Here is a 14,942-nt window from a genome sequence, read left to right as displayed (position 1 = left end):
CACTACTGGACGGCGGCCCGGTACACCGTGCCGCCGCCGCAGACCGCGCCGATGGTGGCGCTCGCCGCGTCCGGTGCCGCCCCCAGCGGGCGGTAGCTCAGGGCCAGGGTGCCCGGCGTGACCGCGGGCGAGGGCGGCGGGGTCGCGGATGCCGAGGCGGGCGGGGCCGGCTGCCCGGTGGGCCCGGCGGTGCCGCCGCCGTCGGCCCCGGACGCCGGGGAGGGCGCGGCTGCCCGGGCGCCACCCGGCTGCGCTCCGGCCCCGCTGACGGCGCCCGCGGAGGCCGCGCTGCTCGGGCTCGAGCCGGCCGAGGTGGGCTGGCCGCTGCCCGTCGCCTGCGGGGCCGGCCCGGTGCTCGGGCAGACCGCGTCCGGCACCCAGGCGAACACCATGCGGTAGTTCGCCCCGGCGGCCAGCAGCCGCGGGCTGTCCGGCGCGGGCGGCGGCAGGTTTGGCGCCGGGTCGCCGGCGGTGTGCGGCACCACCTGGACCGCACCGCCGCCGCTGACCATCGCGCCGAGCGTCCCGGGGTCGCCGAGCAGGCAGGGGTGGCCGGAGACATTGGTCACGGTGAACGCGCCGTAGACCCGCCCGGTGGCGTCGGCCTGTCCGGTCGTCACGGTGGCGCCGCCCAGGTCGGTCCGGGCGCAGGCGGGCGCCGTGCTGGGCGGCGCGGTGGCACCGGCCGGTGCCGACGGGCCCGAGGCGCTGCTGCTGGGCGAGGCCGACTGGCCGGCGGCGGTCGGCGCCGCGCTGGCGCCGACCGGGCTGGCCGAGCCGTCGCCGGGCACCGGCACCGGCACGGCCGGCCCGGTGCTGCGCTGCACCGCGCCGCCACCGGACCGGGCCGCCTCGGTGCCGGCCTGGGCGGCCGCACCGGGCGCCGAGCCGTCGGAGAGCTGCAGTGCGCCGAGCCCGTTCAGGGTGGGCACCGCGACCGCCGTCAGGGCCACGATCACCGCCGCCCCCGTCCAGGCCTGCCGGTAGCGGGCCCGGCGGGCCGGCACGGCACGGCGGATCCGGGCCAGCGCGTCGGGCGCCGGCTGGACCTCGGCCACCGCGCGGTGCAGCAGTGCCCGCACCGCCTGCTCCTCGCCCGAGCTGGGCTCCGGCTCCGGGCCGCGCGACGCGGGCACCGCGCCTGCCCCGTCGACCTGCTCCTCAGTCATGACCGCTCTCCATCAGCACCCGAAGGGCCGCCAGGCCGCGTGAGCCATAGGCCTTGACCGCACCCACCGAGACCCCCAGTACCTCGGCGACCTGGGCCTCCGTCAGGTCCGCGTAGTAGCGCAGCACCAGGACCTCCCGCTGGCGGCGCTGCAGGCGCTGCAGCGCGGCCTTCAACTGGTCGCGTTCCAGTGCATCGTAGGCACCCTCTTCTGCACTGGCCATGTCAGGCATCGGCTTGGGCAGCAGGCGCAGCCCGAGGATCCGCCGCCGCAGCGTGCTGCGCGAGAGGTTGACCACGGTCTGCCGGAGATAAGCGAGGATCTTCTCCGGCTCCCGTACCCGCCGCCGGGCCGAGTGCACCCGGATGAACGCCTCCTGCACCACGTCCTCGCAGGAGGACTGGTCGTCGAGGAGCAGCGCGGCCAGCCGCAGCAGCGAGCGGTAATGGGCCTGGTAAGTGGTGGTCAGCAGGTCGACGCTCGCGCCGACCGCCTCGGTTGCCGCCGTCGTCACCTCCGCCTCAACGGGTCGCCGCACGGGATCCGAGCGCACGCCGCTCTGCGGGGCTGGGCGCACTCGGGACGGCCTCGCTACCGCACCCACCACTGCCAGGTCTGTCACGCCCGTTGGACACTTGATCCCCCCTCAGGGTTGCCCCGTTCGACCGACATTCTTCCGTACCCAACGCGGCCCCCTCCACCAGGAAGGGGGCCGCGTTCCGAAAGCATGTCGAAACCGGGTCAAAAGCGACCAGGGGACGGCCCGGGGTGACCTCAGGAGGCCGGGTTCCGCCGCAGTGACGGCTAACCCGCCGAGACGGTCAGCGTCCCAGCGGCCGGTTCGGCCGCCGCGGCGGTCATCGTCTGCGCCGCGACGGCTACCGTCCGGTCCCGCCGTAGACGACGGCCTCGTCGGAGTCGCTGTCCAGCCCGAAGGCGCTGTGCACGGCGCGGACCGCCTCGGGCACGTCCTCGGCCCGGGTGACCACCGAGATCCGGATCTCCGAGGTGGAGATCAGCTCGATGTTCACACCGGCCTCGGAGAGCGCCTCGAAGAAGGTCGCGGTGACCCCGGGGTTGGACCGCATGCCGGCGCCGACCAGCGAGATCTTGCCGATCGCGTCGTCGTAGCGCAGCGACTCGTAGCCGATGCCCTCCTTGACCCGGCCGAGTGCGTCGATCGCCTTCTGGCCCTCGGTCTTGGGCAGCGTGAAGGAGATGTCGGTCAACCCGGTCGAGGCGGCGGAGACGTTCTGCACCACCATGTCGATGTTGACCTCGGCGTCTGCGATGGCGCGGAAGATCCGGGCGGCCTCGCCCGGCTTGTCGGGGACGCCGACGACCGTGACCTTCGCCTCGGACGTGTCGTGGGCGACTCCGGAGATGATGGCCTGCTCCATCTCGCCCCCTTCGGGCTCGTTCGGGTTGGTGTTGCTGACGATGGTCCCCGGTAGACCGGAGAAGGACGATCGTACGTGGATCGGGATGCTGTAGCGCCGCGCGTACTCCACACAGCGGTCCAACAGCACCTTCGACCCGGAGGACGCCAGCTCGAGCATGTCCTCGTAGCCGATCCAGTCGATCTTGCGCGCCTTCTTGACCACCCGGGGATCGGCGGTGAAGACGCCGTCCACGTCGGTGTAGATCTCGCAGACCTCGGCCTTGAGGGCCGCTGCCAGCGCCACCGCGGTGGTGTCCGAGCCGCCGCGGCCCAGCGTGGTGATGTCCTTGCTGACCTGCGAGACGCCCTGGAACCCGGCCACGATGGCGATGTTGTCGTCATCCAGCGCGGAGCGGATCCGGCCGGGCGTGACGTCGATGATGCGCGCCTTGTTGTGGACCTGGTCGGTGATCACACCGGCCTGGCTGCCCGTGAAGGACTGGGCCTCGTGTCCCAGGGATTTGATCGCCATCGCCAGCAGGGCCATGGAGATCCGCTCTCCAGCGGTCAGCAGCATGTCGAACTCACGGCCGGCAGGAATCGGGGAAACCTGCTCGGCGAGTTCGATGAGCTCGTCCGTCGTGTCGCCCATCGCGGACACCACGACGACGACCTCATGGCCGGCCTTCTTGGTGTCGACAATTCGACGGGCTACGCGCTTGATGCCCTCGGCATCCGCAACGGATGAGCCGCCGTACTTCTGCACGACAAGGCCCACGTGCGCTCCTCGACTAAGTCGTCTTCGGGGGGTGGTGCCCGACGCGGGTGGCGCCGCCCGATCCCCCCAGACCCCCTTGGGCAGGGGGTACTGCGGTCGTTCGCCAGTCTAGCGAGCAGGGGCGGCCCATCCGACGCTTTCCATATGATGAGACTGCCATTTCACGAGTTGAACGCCCAGCAGACGGGTGAACGGGCAGGTCTGCGGAGGGTCGGGCACCCCCGGAGAAGAATTTCGCGCCGAGAGCCGGGCACCGCTGGAAATATCCGCGCGAAGATTTCTTCCGACAATTCCGCGGATGACGGGTTCGGCGGGGCACCGGGGGCACCGGGGGATGCCTTCAGGGTTTCAACCCGGATCAGATCCCCAGCTCGGCTGCCATCAGGTCGCCGGCCTGCTGCTCCAGCTGCTCATCGGTCAGGCCGTCGTCATCGGTGTCCGCGCCGTCCGGCACCGCGCCGATCGGGCTGTCCATCCGCACGTGCGCGATCAGCGACTGCAGCGCCCGCAGCACCGCCGTGCAGGTCGAGCCCCAGGTGGACAGGTAGGAGTACTGCCACCACCAGAGCGCCTCGCTGACCCGGCCCTCCTCGTAGTGCGTCAGCCCGTGGCGCAGGTCGCTCACCACGCCGGCCAGGTCGTCCGAGATCCGGAAGGCGTTCGGGCGCTCCGGCGGGCCGTACGGGTCGAACACCTCGTGGTAGACGTCGATCGGGGCCAGCAGCTCCGCCAGGTTCTCGCGCAGCTCCACACCGTCCGGCTCGGGGCCGGCATCCGGCTCGAACCGGTCGTCCGGCACCACGTCCTCGACCGCGCCGAGCCGCCCGCCGGCCAGCAGCAGCTGGGAAACCTCCAGGAGCAGCAGGGAGATCGCGCTGCCCGGCTCGTCGCCCTTGGCGATCTCGGTGACCGCGACCACGAAGCTCTTGACCGAGTCCGCGATCTGCACCGCGAAGTCGTCGGGCTCCGGCAGGTTCTCGGGCATCTGCAGGTTCTCGGGCATCTGCAGGCCAGGGTTCTCGGACATCCCGGATGCTCCGGACTTCCCGGATCCTCCGGATACCCTGGACATTCCAGACATCTCAGAAATCTCAGACATCGAGCAGTCGTCTCCCTTCGAAGGCCCGGCCGAGGGTGACCTCGTCGGCATACTCCAAGTCCCCGCCGACGGGCAGACCGCTCGCCAGCCGAGTCACCTTCAAGCCCATCGGCTTGCACAGCCGGGCCAGATAGGTGGCGGTCGCCTCCCCCTCCAGGTTGGGGTCTGTGGCCAGGATCAGCTCGCCGACCGTCCCATCGGAGAGCCGGACCAGCAGCTCGCGAATCCGCAGGTCGTCAGGGCCGACACCCTCGATCGGACTGATCGCGCCCCCCAGCACGTGGTAGCGGCCGCGGAACTCCCGGGTCCGCTCGATCGCCACCACGTCCTTCGGCTCCTCGACCACGCAGATCACCGTCAGATCGCGCCGCGGGTCCTGGCAGACCCGGCACTGCTCGGCTTCGGCCACGTTCCCGCAGGTCACGCAGAAGCGCACGCGCTCCTTGACCTCCAGCAGTGCGTGCGCCAACCGGCGGACGTCGACGGGGTCGGCCTGCAGGATGTGGAAGGCGATCCGCTGGGCGCTCTTGGGACCGACACCGGGCAGCCGGCCCAGCTCGTCGATCAGATCCTGCACCACGCCCTCGTACACCGCTCCGCCTTCCTTGCCGCGCTGGTCGCGCCGGTCGTCGTGTTCGTCCTCATCATCCAACGATCGGGGCGCCGGGCACAGCGCCCGGCGCCCTGAAGTCGTCAAACGTTCAGACCTGATCTTTAGTTGTTCAGATCTTGTGCTGCTTCTTTGAGCGCTTTCGTCGAGCGCTCCCCGAGTGCTCCCCGAGCGCTCTTTGAACGCTCTTTGAGCACGCGGGGAGCGCTGTTGCGGCCGCTCCTGGGGCCGTCGCCTCCGTGGCCGCGGGGCCCGCCCGGGTGCGCCTTGCGGGCGCTGGGGTGGGCCCGTCGGCGCTCGGGGGCGGGCCATCGGGTGCGCCCTGCCGGGGTCCGGGGGCGGGCACTCGGCGCCCGCTCGGCTACCGGCTGAGCGTCAGAACGGTCAGAACGGTCAGAACGGTCAGAACGGGAGACCCGGGATGCCGCCGCCGCCCAGGCCCTGGGTCAGCGGGCCCATCCGCTCGGCCTGCAGCTTCTGCGCGGCCGCGCTGGCGTCGCGGACGGCGGCGAGCACCAGGTCCGCCAGGGTCTCGGTGTCCTCCGGGTCCACGGCCTGCGGGGAGATCTTCAGCGCGGTCAGCTCACCGCTACCGGTCACCGTCGCCTCCACCAGACCGCCGCCCGCCGAACCGGTCAGCCGCGCCTCGGCCAGCTCCTGCTGAGCCTTGGCGAGGTCCTGCTGCATCTTCTGGGCCTGCTTCAGCAGCGCCTGCATGTTGGGCTGCCCGCCACCAGGGAACACGGGGTCACTCTCCTGACTGATCTGCTTCGGACACCTTCATGCCGAGCCTATGTCCTGACCGCCCCGGGCCGTCGTCCGGCGACTGCTCGGCTACCCGGTTGCCCGGTTGCCCAATGGCCCAGCTGCCCGGACTGGTCAGCTGCTCGGGTGCTCAACTTCTCAGCTGCCATGCTGGATCTCCTCCAGCACGGTGGCGCCCAGCTCCCGCATGATCAGCTCCTCGCCCGACGGCCCCTGGGTGGGCGGGCCGGACGGCACGTCCGGGTGCGCCTCCATCGGGTAGTCCTCGGGCGGGAAGTCGTCCGGGTACTCGTCGTCGGGGGCCGGCGGCTGGGGCGCCGCGGCTCCCCCGGCTGCGGGCTGCGCCCCGGCGGGGGGCGGTGAGGTCCGGGCAGGGGGGTACGCCTGGGCGGGCGCCAGGGCCTGGACCGGCGCCTGGACAGGTGCCTGGATCTGCGGCGCCGGCTGTACCGGGGCGGCCTGCGGCTGGCCCGCTGAAGGCGCTCCCGGAGCCGCCGGCGGTGCGCCGAAACCGCCCTGGCCCGCCTGGTGGCCGCCGACCGCCGTGGCCGTCGCGGCCGGCTGCGGCCGCGACGTGCCCCAGCCACCCCCGGCGCCCCCGCCGCTCGGCGGAGCCTGCGGCGCGGGAGCGTTGCCCGCCCCGCCCGAGGGGTCGACGATGCACTCGACCCGCCAGTCCACCCCGAGGGCGTCCGCCAGCGCCTGGCGCAGCACCTCGTCGCTGTTGCTGGAGACGAAGCTGTCGCGGGCCCCCGCATTGATGAACGAGACCTGGAGCGTGCTGCCGTCAAAACCGGCCACCTGGCCGTTCTGGCTGAGCAGGATCCAGGTGAAGCGGCGGCGGTTCTTCACCGCCTCCAGCACCTGCGGCCACAACTGGCGCACCTGAGCGGCACCCTGCTGGCCCTGCGGGCTCGGCGCCGCCTGCTGCGGCGACTGCTGGGGCTGCTGCTGCGGTTGCTGCGGCGGCTGCTGGGGTGCCGGGGCAGGCGCGGGTGCGGGTGCGGCCGCCGGGGCGGGGGCGGCGGGGGCGGCGGGCGCCCCGGCGGCGGGGAAGCTGCGCGGGATCGGCCAGGCGCCGGGGGCGGACTGCTGAGGTGCGGCCGCCTGAGCCGGCATCGGCTGACTCTGCACCGGCGGCGCCTGAACCTGCGGAGGCTGAACCTGCGGAACCTGAGCCTGCACCTGCAGCGGCTCGGCCGGCGCAGCAGGCACGGCGGGCGCGACAGGCATGGCGGGCGCAGCAGGCGCAGCCGCCGGGACGGCCGCCGCCACCCCCGCAAGCCCCTGCCCGCCCCCCAGCGTGGCGCGGCGCTCCAGCTTGTCCACCCGGGCCATCAGCGACAGCTCGTCCTGGTACGCCCCCGGCAGCATCACCCGGGCGCAGATCAGCTCCAGTTGCAGCCGGGGCGCAGCGTTGCCGCGCATCTCGGTCAGCCCGGTGTTGACGATGTCGGCGGCCCGGCTCAGGTCGGCCGCCCCGAACCGCTCGGCCTGCGCCTGCATCACCGCGACCCGGTCGGCCGGGGCGTCGATCAGCCCCTTCTCCCCCGCGTCCGGCACTGTGGCCAGGATCACCAGGTCGCGCAGCCGCTCCAGCAGGTCCGTCACGAACCGGCGCGGATCGTGCCCGCCCTCGACCACCCGGTCGATCACCTGGAACACCGTCGCCCCGTCCTGCCCGGCGAAGGCGTCGACCACCTCGTCCAGCAGCGCCGAGTCGGTGTACCCGAGCAACGCGGTGGCCATCTGGTACGTGACCCCCTGCTCCCCGGCGCCGGCCAGCAGCTGGTCCATCACCGACATCGAGTCACGCACCGACCCGGCACCGGCCCGCACCACCAACGGGAAGACCGTGTCCTCGACCTGGATGTCCTCCCGCCGGCAGACGTCCGCCAGGTAGTCCCGCAGCGTGCCCGGCGGGACCAGCCGGAACGGATAGTGGTGCGTGCGGGACCGGATCGTCCCGATCACCTTCTCCGGCTCGGTGGTGGCGAAGATGAACTTGAGGTGCTCCGGCGGCTCCTCCACCACCTTCAGCAGCGCGTTGAAGCCGGCCGAGGTCACCATGTGCGCCTCGTCCAGGATGAAGATCTTGTACCGGCTGTGCACCGGCGCGAAGAACGCCCGCTCGCGCAGCTCACGTGCGTCGTCCACGCCACCGTGCGAGGCGGCGTCGATCTCGATCACGTCGATCGAGCCTGGCCCGCCGGTCGCCAGGTCCCGGCACGACTGGCACTCACCACACGGCGTGGGCGTCGGCCCCTGCTCGCAGTTCAGGCAGCGCGCCAGGATCCGCGCACTGGTCGTCTTCCCACAGCCGCGCGGGCCGCTGAACAGGTACGCGTGGTTGACCCGGTTGTTGCGCAGGGCCTGCTGAAGCGGAGCGGTCACATGCTCCTGCCCGATGACCTCGGCGAAGGTCTCGGGGCGATAGCGGCGGTACAGAGCTAGGGACACGCCACCGACGATATCGGGACAGACCGACAAACGCGTCGGCCCTCGAAAAGACAGGACCCCTCGTGCACCCGCCAGAGCCCTCCTACCCTTGCTGCCTTCCGGCCCTGGGGGGGTTCAGAGAGATAACGCCACACGAGGGGCTGCCCACAAGAGTAGCGGATCCCCGCCGCTCCCCCGACCACCACCCCCATCTCCGATCCGCAGGCAACCCCCGCCCCCTCACCTGCGAGATAGCTGTTCGCGAGCACCCCTCAACATGGGCTAAGCTCTCCCACGGAGGATTCGCCTAGAGGCCTAGGGCGCACGCTTGGAAAGCGTGTTGGGGGCAACCCCTCACGAGTTCGAATCTCGTATCCTCCGCCATGGCTGACCAGCCATAACGAAGGCCCCGACCGCCCAGCGGTCGGGGCCTTCGTCGTGCTGTGGTTGCAGTTTTGGTTGCGGTTGGGATCTGCAGACGGACGCGCCCTGGTCCTGACAGACGAGCAGGACCAGGGCGTCACGGAGAGCTACGTGGCTACTTCCGACTCAGCGAGCCGTCGTCACTGGCGCCACCGCGCCCACAGCCAGGCAATCCCAGACGCGACAGCCGCGCCGATCGCCTGCGCGATCGCATTCCCAGCCGCGACGCCGTAACCAGCGGTGTAGCCGACCGCAACAGCAGCCGCCAGGAGCTCGAGCCTGGGCGGACGCTCGCCCTCGAACCGCGCAACCTGCATACTGAACATGGTTCTCCTCATTAGACGGGGTGGAGCCGACCGCCGGGCCCGTGGATCTGTGGAAGGTGACACGGAGTCCGGCGGAAGTATTTTGTGGCTACAGCGCGGATTCGCCAGCCTTCGGCGATTGAGCCGCCTCATCGTCGCCAAGTTGGCCGTTCACAACCTCGCCGAGTCTCTCCCTGAGCGACTGGGCGCGGTCCGCCGGCAGACGACGGTAGGCCTGCCAGGCCCGTTCAGCAGGCGAAAGCGGACGTCGCCCCATGGCCATCCACGCCAGCAGGCGAGACTGCTCACGCAGGGACAGACGCTCCAGCTGCATCCAGACGTCGTCTCCTCCGGGCGTCTCGTCCAGGCCACGGGTAGCGAGGGCATTGCAGTTCGCACAAAGGGTGATCAGGTTGCCGAGGTCAGCCTGACCGCCTTCCGAAAGCGGCACGGTGTAGGCGACGTCCAGGAACCGCTCGCCCGGCGCCTGACCACAACGCACGCAGCTGTACCCATCCCTTGCAAGGGCTTCGAGGCGCGCCGAGCGCGAACGTCGCTGGCGGGCGGCACGAATCGACGGGTCCCACACCGCCGCCCCGGCCCGCACGAAGAGCATTTCGTGTGCCTTCAGCGAGACCTGCGTGAGCTGCGTTTCGATGACCCAGCCATCATCGCGAAGGTCACGCATTCGACGATCGACCTGAGCCGCGTTCGGAAACGCCGCTCTCAGCTGATCCCGGGTGAAGACGCAACCCTCACCGACCTCAGCGAGAAGCCAGAGGGCCACGCGCACCTTGGTGCCCATACGCTCGTCGCGCCAGTCAGGGCGCTCACCCTCGTCGCTCTTCACCACAGGATTCCGCCCCCTTTCTCAACGATCCGGCGCATGCCGCGCTTGCCGAGGGATATCAAACCAGAGTCGGCAGACTTCGGCAAGGATCGGCAGACTTCGGCAGAGATCGGCGGTCATACCGGAACGCCAAGGGCCTCGACCACTGAGTGATCGAGGCCCTTGGCGTTGAACAGTTACGCAGACCGGTCAGCCGCCCAGAGCAAGCCGCCGATCTTGTCGGCGGTGTCCTTGAGGACAGGGCTCGTCAGGTGCTGGTACCGCCGGCGCATCCGAGCGGACTTGCCAGGCTCCCACCCCATGATCGCGTCGACGACCGCATCGGGAACGCCGAGGATCAGCAGGACAGTGGCAGCGGTGTGGCGGGCATCGTGGAGCCGACCATCGCGAACATTCGCCGCCTTCAGCAAGTCCTTCCACCGGTGGTAGTCAGTGTTGGGGTTCAGCGGCTGGCCGGTCGGAGAGGTGAAGACGTACCCCTTCTCCTCCCACAGGTCGCGGGCAAGGCGCCGTTCGCGGTCCTGCTCCACCTTGTGACGCGCAAGCAGCTTCATCAGCTCGTCGGGGACACCGATCGGGCGCCTGCCCGCACGGGACTTGGTGTCCTTGGTCTCGCGACGGATGCTGATCTTCTGCGGGCAGTAGCCCGGCTTGCGCCCGCAGCGATCACCGCAGCCGTGCTGGTAGCGGGGTCGCAACCGTCCACGCCGCACGCGAATGACGCTGGCTTCGAAGTCGACGTCGGTCCATTGCAGGCCCAGCACCTCGCCCTGCCGCAGGCCGAGGGCCAGGGCGATCACCCAGCGGGCCGCGTTCCGCTGCCGCTCCGCTTCGAGGAGGAGCCGCTGCACCTCTTCGACCGAGTACGGCTCGACTTCCTCTTCCTCCAGCCGCGGGGCCTTGGCGACCGTCGCCGGGTTCTCGGTGATATGCCGACGGCGCTTCGCCTCGTTGAGCGCCGCTCGCACCGTGCGGTGGACCTGGTGCGCGGTGCCGGCGGCGCTGCCGTTGTCCCGCATCTTCTTGTAGAAGCGCTCCAGGTGCTCCGGCTCCAACTTCTCCAAGCGGTGAGCGCCGAGGCCGGGGATGAGGTGGTGGTACACGGCGACGCGGTAGCCGTCGATCGTGTTCTCGGAGACGTACGGAGCGGCGATGTTCTCGACCCAGTGGGTGAGCCAGGTCTTGACCGTCCATGTCTGGCCAGCCTTCCGCACCGCGCCGGAGTCGCGCTGCCGTTCCAGCTCGCGAACCGCCTTGGTGACGTCGGCCCGGGTCTTGCGGGTGACGTGGCGGCGGTCAGGACGACCGTCGTCTTTGACGCCGACAGTGACGTAGCCGTGCCAACGACCGTCCTTGGCCTGGTAGATGGACGATGCACCGTTGGGCTGACGTGAGGTTGCCATCTTCGCGTCCCTCAGGCCGCAGTGGCGAGGTCGGCAGCGCTGAGGCGCTTGGCGAGGAACGCGCCCACCGCATCAGCGGGTATCCGGCGGAGGCTGCCAATCTTCACGGAGGGGATCTCGCCGGAGACGACGAACTCGTACATCTTCGTGCGACCGATACCGAGCCTGCGGGCAGCCTCTTCGACGGTGAGTGCGACCAGCGTCGGGTCAGCTTCGAGGCCGTCCTGATCAGCGATCAGGCGGAGGAGCACGTGCTCGGTGGTACCGAGGGCATGAGCCACTCGGGAGAGCTCCAACGGCATTTCGGACATGGGTGTCCTATCCCGACGGCGCTTTCGGCTATGCGCCGCCGTTGTCGATGTTCCAGGGATGGGCTATTGGGTTGTGCGGGTCCGCGTGGCGCCCCGCGGCGTTCGTAGCGCCGAGGGGCTGCGGAGGGCATGGCTGGTCGAGGGTTCACGGGCTGGCGAAGCCTGTGGTCGGACCGGCGGGACGGGACGTTAGCCGGATATTCCGGCCGCACCAAACCGCCCGGGGCCCGGCATGATGCCGGTCATCATCGGATCGGCGGCGGGACTGACGTGCGGAACCAACGGAGTGCAACAGGTGCCCTCTGGCAGCCAGGGCCTGCCCTCGGATGCTCTGGCTATGCCTCGGTTCCCGGGTCGGCAAGACCCTCCGCCTCGGGCGAACCGGACGGGAAGTTCGGCGAGCGGTAGTCGTCACCGGCCGCGTCCGCCACGACCCGAGTGATCATCGCTCTGATGAGCTCTTCGAGGTTCGGGTGGGCACGGCCATAGGAGTCGAGCGCCTCGCGGGCCCGGTCCATCTCCTTGCGGGCGGCGACCGACTTCTGCCAGCTCTCGGCGAACTCCGCCAGCAGCCGCTTCACGTGGGTGCTCGCGGCGATCTCGGGTGGTCCGACCAGGTTGTCCAGGGAGATGTCGAAGACCTTGGCGAAGCCGATGGCCTCGTCCAGGTTGACCCTGCGGCGCGGCTCGCCACTCTCGATGCGCCACACCGCCGACTGGTTGAGCGGGTAGCCGGCCTCGGTCAGGCGCTCGGCGAGCGTGGCGGTACTCCACCCGCGCGCCTCGCGCTCCATCTTGATGCGCCGGGCAACGTTCTCCTCCCCCTCCAGTCGTTGTCGCCGGTCCTCGTCAGCCATGGCCAACCCTCCATGCATCGTCAGTAAGCCCATTTGCAATGCGTCGAGCACGACGTTAACGTGATGCAAGATGAAACGCAACTGAGCCGAACCGCATCGGCCAACCGGGCCAGCCACCCGGCACCACGACGCAAAAGGCCCCCGACGCTACGAACGCCGAGGGCCAAGCGCAGAACCTCGAAACCGCCCATCCCTGGAACAGTCGACAACGGAGGAACCGGGTAGCCGCCCGAATCCTCCGAGTGAGGACACCGCTGTGGACAAGCCTACGGCCCCGCCGCCGGGCCCGTCATCCCACGACCGGCGACGGGAACACCGCGCGTCGGAGCCCCACCCCGCGCTCGTCGACACCACCTCCGGGGAACCGCCGCACAACATCGACGCAGAACAGGCAGTCCTCGGCGCGTGCATGCTGAAGCACCAAGCGGTGGATCAGGTCCGGGGCACGCTGGACGCGGGCGACTTCTACCGGCCCGCCCACGAGACCATCTGGCGCGCAATCCTCGCCCTGCGCGCCGAGGACGCCCCTACCGACCCCATCGCCCTCGCCGACCACCTCCAGGGCAAGGGAGATCTCTCCCGCGTCGGTGGCTCGTCCTACCTCCACACGCTGGTCGCCGTCGCTCCGCCCTCGACGGACAACGCCGACTACTACGCGCAGATCGTGCGCCGCGACGCCCAACTGCGGACTCTGTATGCCACCGGCATCCGCACCGTCCACCACGCTCTGACTCCGGGTGCCGACCCGGACGAGATCCGCACGGCCGTCGAGACGGAGATCCGTGCCGAGCGCGAGCGCGCTCTGGCCTCCGGCAGCAGCCGCCTGTCCCGCTACATCGTCAACGGCTGGGACTTCGTCACCAAGACCGGCGCGGACAAGGAACCCCTGTGGGGCACCCGCGAACAGACCGCCTGGGCCTCCGGCGAGAGCCTGATGATCGTCGGCGCACCGGGTGTCGGCAAGACCACCCTCGCCCACCAGGTCGTCCTCGCCCGCCTCGGCCTGCAAGCCTCCGTCCTCGACCTGCCCGTCGCCGAGGGAGAGCGCGTCCTCTACCTCGCCATGGACCGCCCCCAGCAGATCGCCCGCGCCATGGCCCGCCGCATCACCCCCGCCGATGAGGCCCACCTGCGCGACCGGCTCGCCGTGTGGCAGGGACCGCTCCCCGCCACCCTCGACAAGGAACCCGACCTCCTCGCCGAACTCGCCGCCGCCCACCGCGCCGACACCATCGTCATCGACAGCCTCAAGGACGCAGTCAGCACCCTCGTGGACGACTCCCTGGCCGTCGCCTTCAACAACGCCCGCATGCGCGCCCTGCGCGCAGGCGTCCAGATCATGGAGCTCCACCACCAGCGCAAGGCCGCCGCCGACGCCCCACGCGGGATGCGACCCACCCTGGACCGGGTGTACGGCTCGACGTGGCTGACCGCCGGAGCGGGCAGCGTCCTGTTCATCGCCGGAGAGGCCGGCGACCCGGCGGTCACCATCCACCACCTCAAGACCGTGACCGGCGAGATCGGCCCGCTGCCGGTCGTCCACGACCACCAGCGCGGCACCACCTACGTCGAGCCCACCCTCGACCCGGTCACCCTCCTGCGCGCCGCACCGGACGGCCTGACCACCCGTGACCTGGCGACCGCCCTGACCGGCGAGGCCAACCCCGACCGCGCCGACATCGAAAAGGCCCGACGCCACCTCGACCGCCTCGTCAAGACCGGACTCGCGGTCAAGACCGACGGCAGCGCCGGAGGCACCGGAGGCGGCCAGCAGGCCCGCTACCGCCCCTCCGCCCGGCACATCACAGCCGTCTCGTAACCGCCGCCACAGTGACCGGACTGACCGGGGGGGCAACGGAGTGACCGCGCCCCCGGTCAGTCCGTCGTACTGACCAACCCCAGTGACCGAGGCTCCGGTAAGCCGGTCACTCCGACCGACCGAACTGACCGGAGTGCCGCGCAGGCCAACAGCCCGCCGACCTGCTGACCGACCTGTCGGACAACCAGCGGACGGCACCCATCAGGACCACCGGGCGGCCGGTGAGCGGATCAACAGCCCAACCGGGCACCGACAATCAGGCGCGGATCGTTCACGGGACCGTACACGCACCCCTCCCGCGAAGGGCCCGGCGAAAGCCGTTCACACCGTCCACGCGGAGCAAAGAAACCGCAGGTAGAGCGATCACGGAGACGTACACGCCGTCCACGCGACCCAGCGTTCACGCGCGAGCCCCCCTTTAGAAGGGGGCTCGCGTGTACGCCCCACCGTGAACGCCCTGCCTTCGAGTCCAAGCAACCGCCCGCTGTAACCAGGTAGACCCAGCTACAAGGGATCACCGTGATCCGAATCCTGATCAGACCGCCGGAAGCCGGAGCAAGTTGTGGGGTAAGCACTGCTTATCCCGGCGCCGTCCAGGACGGAGCAAGTTGTGGGGTAAGGACTCCTTACCCGGCGCCGCTCTTGGCGGAGCAAGTTGTCGCGTACGACGGTCCTATGGCCCGCCGCACGCACTTGCCCTCGCCCAGGGGTGCGAGGGCAACGAAGCAGGCGC

Annotated in this window: 12 protein-coding genes, 1 tRNA gene, 1 other RNA gene and 1 pseudogene; 2 read left to right on the top strand and 13 right to left on the bottom strand. The window is 70.5% G+C overall.

Features of this window, described 5'->3' with window-relative positions:
- Window positions 1-2 precede the first annotated feature (2 nt).
- From P3T35_RS01190 to ffs, 8 genes are all read right to left on the bottom strand, one after another.
- Window positions 3-1,169 carry a hypothetical protein gene (locus P3T35_RS01190; RefSeq protein ID WP_101380958.1) on the bottom strand — a complete coding sequence of 389 codons (1,167 nt, stop codon included), beginning with the start codon at window positions 1,167-1,169 and terminating at the stop codon, window positions 3-5.
- Complete coding sequence (locus P3T35_RS01185; protein ID WP_228718305.1) at window positions 1,162-1,707, bottom strand: SigE family RNA polymerase sigma factor; 546 nt, start codon at window positions 1,705-1,707, stop codon at window positions 1,162-1,164. The genes P3T35_RS01190 and P3T35_RS01185 overlap by 8 nt, the downstream gene beginning before the upstream one ends.
- 340 nt (window positions 1,708-2,047) lie before the next feature.
- The gene (locus P3T35_RS01180) at window positions 2,048-3,328 is read right to left on the bottom strand and encodes an aspartate kinase (RefSeq protein WP_101380957.1); all 1,281 of its coding nucleotides are present in this window, start codon (window positions 3,326-3,328) and stop codon (window positions 2,048-2,050) included.
- Window positions 3,329-3,686: 358 nt separating this feature from the next.
- Window positions 3,687-4,331, bottom strand: a complete 645-nt coding sequence (locus P3T35_RS01175) for a DUF5063 domain-containing protein (RefSeq protein ID WP_101385082.1) — start codon at window positions 4,329-4,331, stop codon at window positions 3,687-3,689.
- A gap of 88 nt (window positions 4,332-4,419) precedes the next feature.
- Window positions 4,420-5,019, bottom strand: coding sequence for a recombination mediator RecR (recR, locus tag P3T35_RS01170; protein WP_101380956.1), 600 nt, complete (start codon window positions 5,017-5,019; stop codon window positions 4,420-4,422).
- A 420-nt stretch (window positions 5,020-5,439) separates the two neighbouring features.
- Window positions 5,440-5,781 (bottom strand): YbaB/EbfC family nucleoid-associated protein, encoded by a 342-nt coding sequence (locus tag P3T35_RS01165; protein ID WP_101380955.1) that lies wholly within the window; start codon window positions 5,779-5,781, stop codon window positions 5,440-5,442.
- Window positions 5,782-5,940: 159 nt separating this feature from the next.
- Window positions 5,941-8,262, bottom strand: a complete 2,322-nt coding sequence (locus P3T35_RS01160; RefSeq protein ID WP_101380954.1) for a DNA polymerase III subunit gamma and tau — start codon at window positions 8,260-8,262, stop codon at window positions 5,941-5,943.
- Between the two features lie 48 nt (window positions 8,263-8,310).
- Window positions 8,311-8,407: signal recognition particle sRNA small type (gene ffs / locus P3T35_RS01155), an RNA gene on the bottom strand.
- A gap of 130 nt (window positions 8,408-8,537) precedes the next feature.
- On the opposite strand from ffs, the gene P3T35_RS01150 reads away from it, so the two are divergent.
- Window positions 8,538-8,625 (top strand) — tRNA-Ser (locus tag P3T35_RS01150).
- Window positions 8,626-8,804: 179 nt separating this feature from the next.
- Here P3T35_RS01150 and P3T35_RS01145 read toward each other — a convergent pair.
- The 5 genes from P3T35_RS01145 to P3T35_RS01125 form a co-directional block, all read right to left on the bottom strand.
- Complete coding sequence (locus P3T35_RS01145; protein ID WP_101380953.1) at window positions 8,805-8,990, bottom strand: hypothetical protein; 186 nt, start codon at window positions 8,988-8,990, stop codon at window positions 8,805-8,807.
- Between the two features lie 88 nt (window positions 8,991-9,078).
- Complete coding sequence (locus P3T35_RS01140; RefSeq protein WP_143676835.1) at window positions 9,079-9,819, bottom strand: HNH endonuclease signature motif containing protein; 741 nt, start codon at window positions 9,817-9,819, stop codon at window positions 9,079-9,081.
- Between the two features lie 176 nt (window positions 9,820-9,995).
- On the bottom strand, window positions 9,996-11,222 hold the full coding sequence (locus P3T35_RS01135) for a site-specific integrase (RefSeq protein ID WP_101380951.1): 1,227 nt from the start codon (window positions 11,220-11,222) through the stop codon (window positions 9,996-9,998).
- A gap of 11 nt (window positions 11,223-11,233) precedes the next feature.
- The gene (locus P3T35_RS01130) at window positions 11,234-11,473 is read right to left on the bottom strand and encodes a helix-turn-helix domain-containing protein (protein ID WP_348533389.1); all 240 of its coding nucleotides are present in this window, start codon (window positions 11,471-11,473) and stop codon (window positions 11,234-11,236) included.
- 395 nt (window positions 11,474-11,868) lie between these two features.
- On the bottom strand, window positions 11,869-12,390 hold the full coding sequence (locus P3T35_RS01125; protein ID WP_101380949.1) for a helix-turn-helix transcriptional regulator: 522 nt from the start codon (window positions 12,388-12,390) through the stop codon (window positions 11,869-11,871).
- Window positions 12,391-12,739: 349 nt separating this feature from the next.
- Between P3T35_RS01125 and P3T35_RS01120 the strand changes: the two are divergent.
- Window positions 12,740-14,209: pseudogene (locus P3T35_RS01120) on the top strand (DnaB-like helicase N-terminal domain-containing protein); the annotation flags it as partial.
- Between the last annotated feature and the right edge of the window lie 733 nt (window positions 14,210-14,942).

It is taken from the genome of Kitasatospora sp. GP30 (assembly GCF_029892145.1).
In the GTDB taxonomy this organism is placed as follows: Bacteria; Actinomycetota; Actinomycetes; order Streptomycetales; family Streptomycetaceae; genus Kitasatospora; species Kitasatospora acidiphila.
This window is presented reverse-complemented; position numbering and strand designations above follow the sequence as displayed.

What these genes read in the sequence shown, in the direction of transcription:
- P3T35_RS01190 (WP_101380958.1), bottom strand. Translation starts at nt 1,169, where the DNA reads ATGACTGAGGAGCAGGTCGACGGGGCAGGCGCGGTGCCCGCGTCGCGC.
- P3T35_RS01175 (WP_101385082.1), bottom strand. Translation starts at nt 4,331, where the DNA reads ATGCCCGAGAACCTGCAGATGCCCGAGAACCTGCCGGAGCCCGACGAC.
- P3T35_RS01145 (WP_101380953.1), bottom strand. Translation starts at nt 8,990, where the DNA reads ATGTTCAGTATGCAGGTTGCGCGGTTCGAGGGCGAGCGTCCGCCCAGG.
- P3T35_RS01135 (WP_101380951.1), bottom strand. Translation starts at nt 11,222, where the DNA reads ATGGCAACCTCACGTCAGCCCAACGGTGCATCGTCCATCTACCAGGCC.
- P3T35_RS01125 (WP_101380949.1), bottom strand. Translation starts at nt 12,390, where the DNA reads ATGGCTGACGAGGACCGGCGACAACGACTGGAGGGGGAGGAGAACGTT.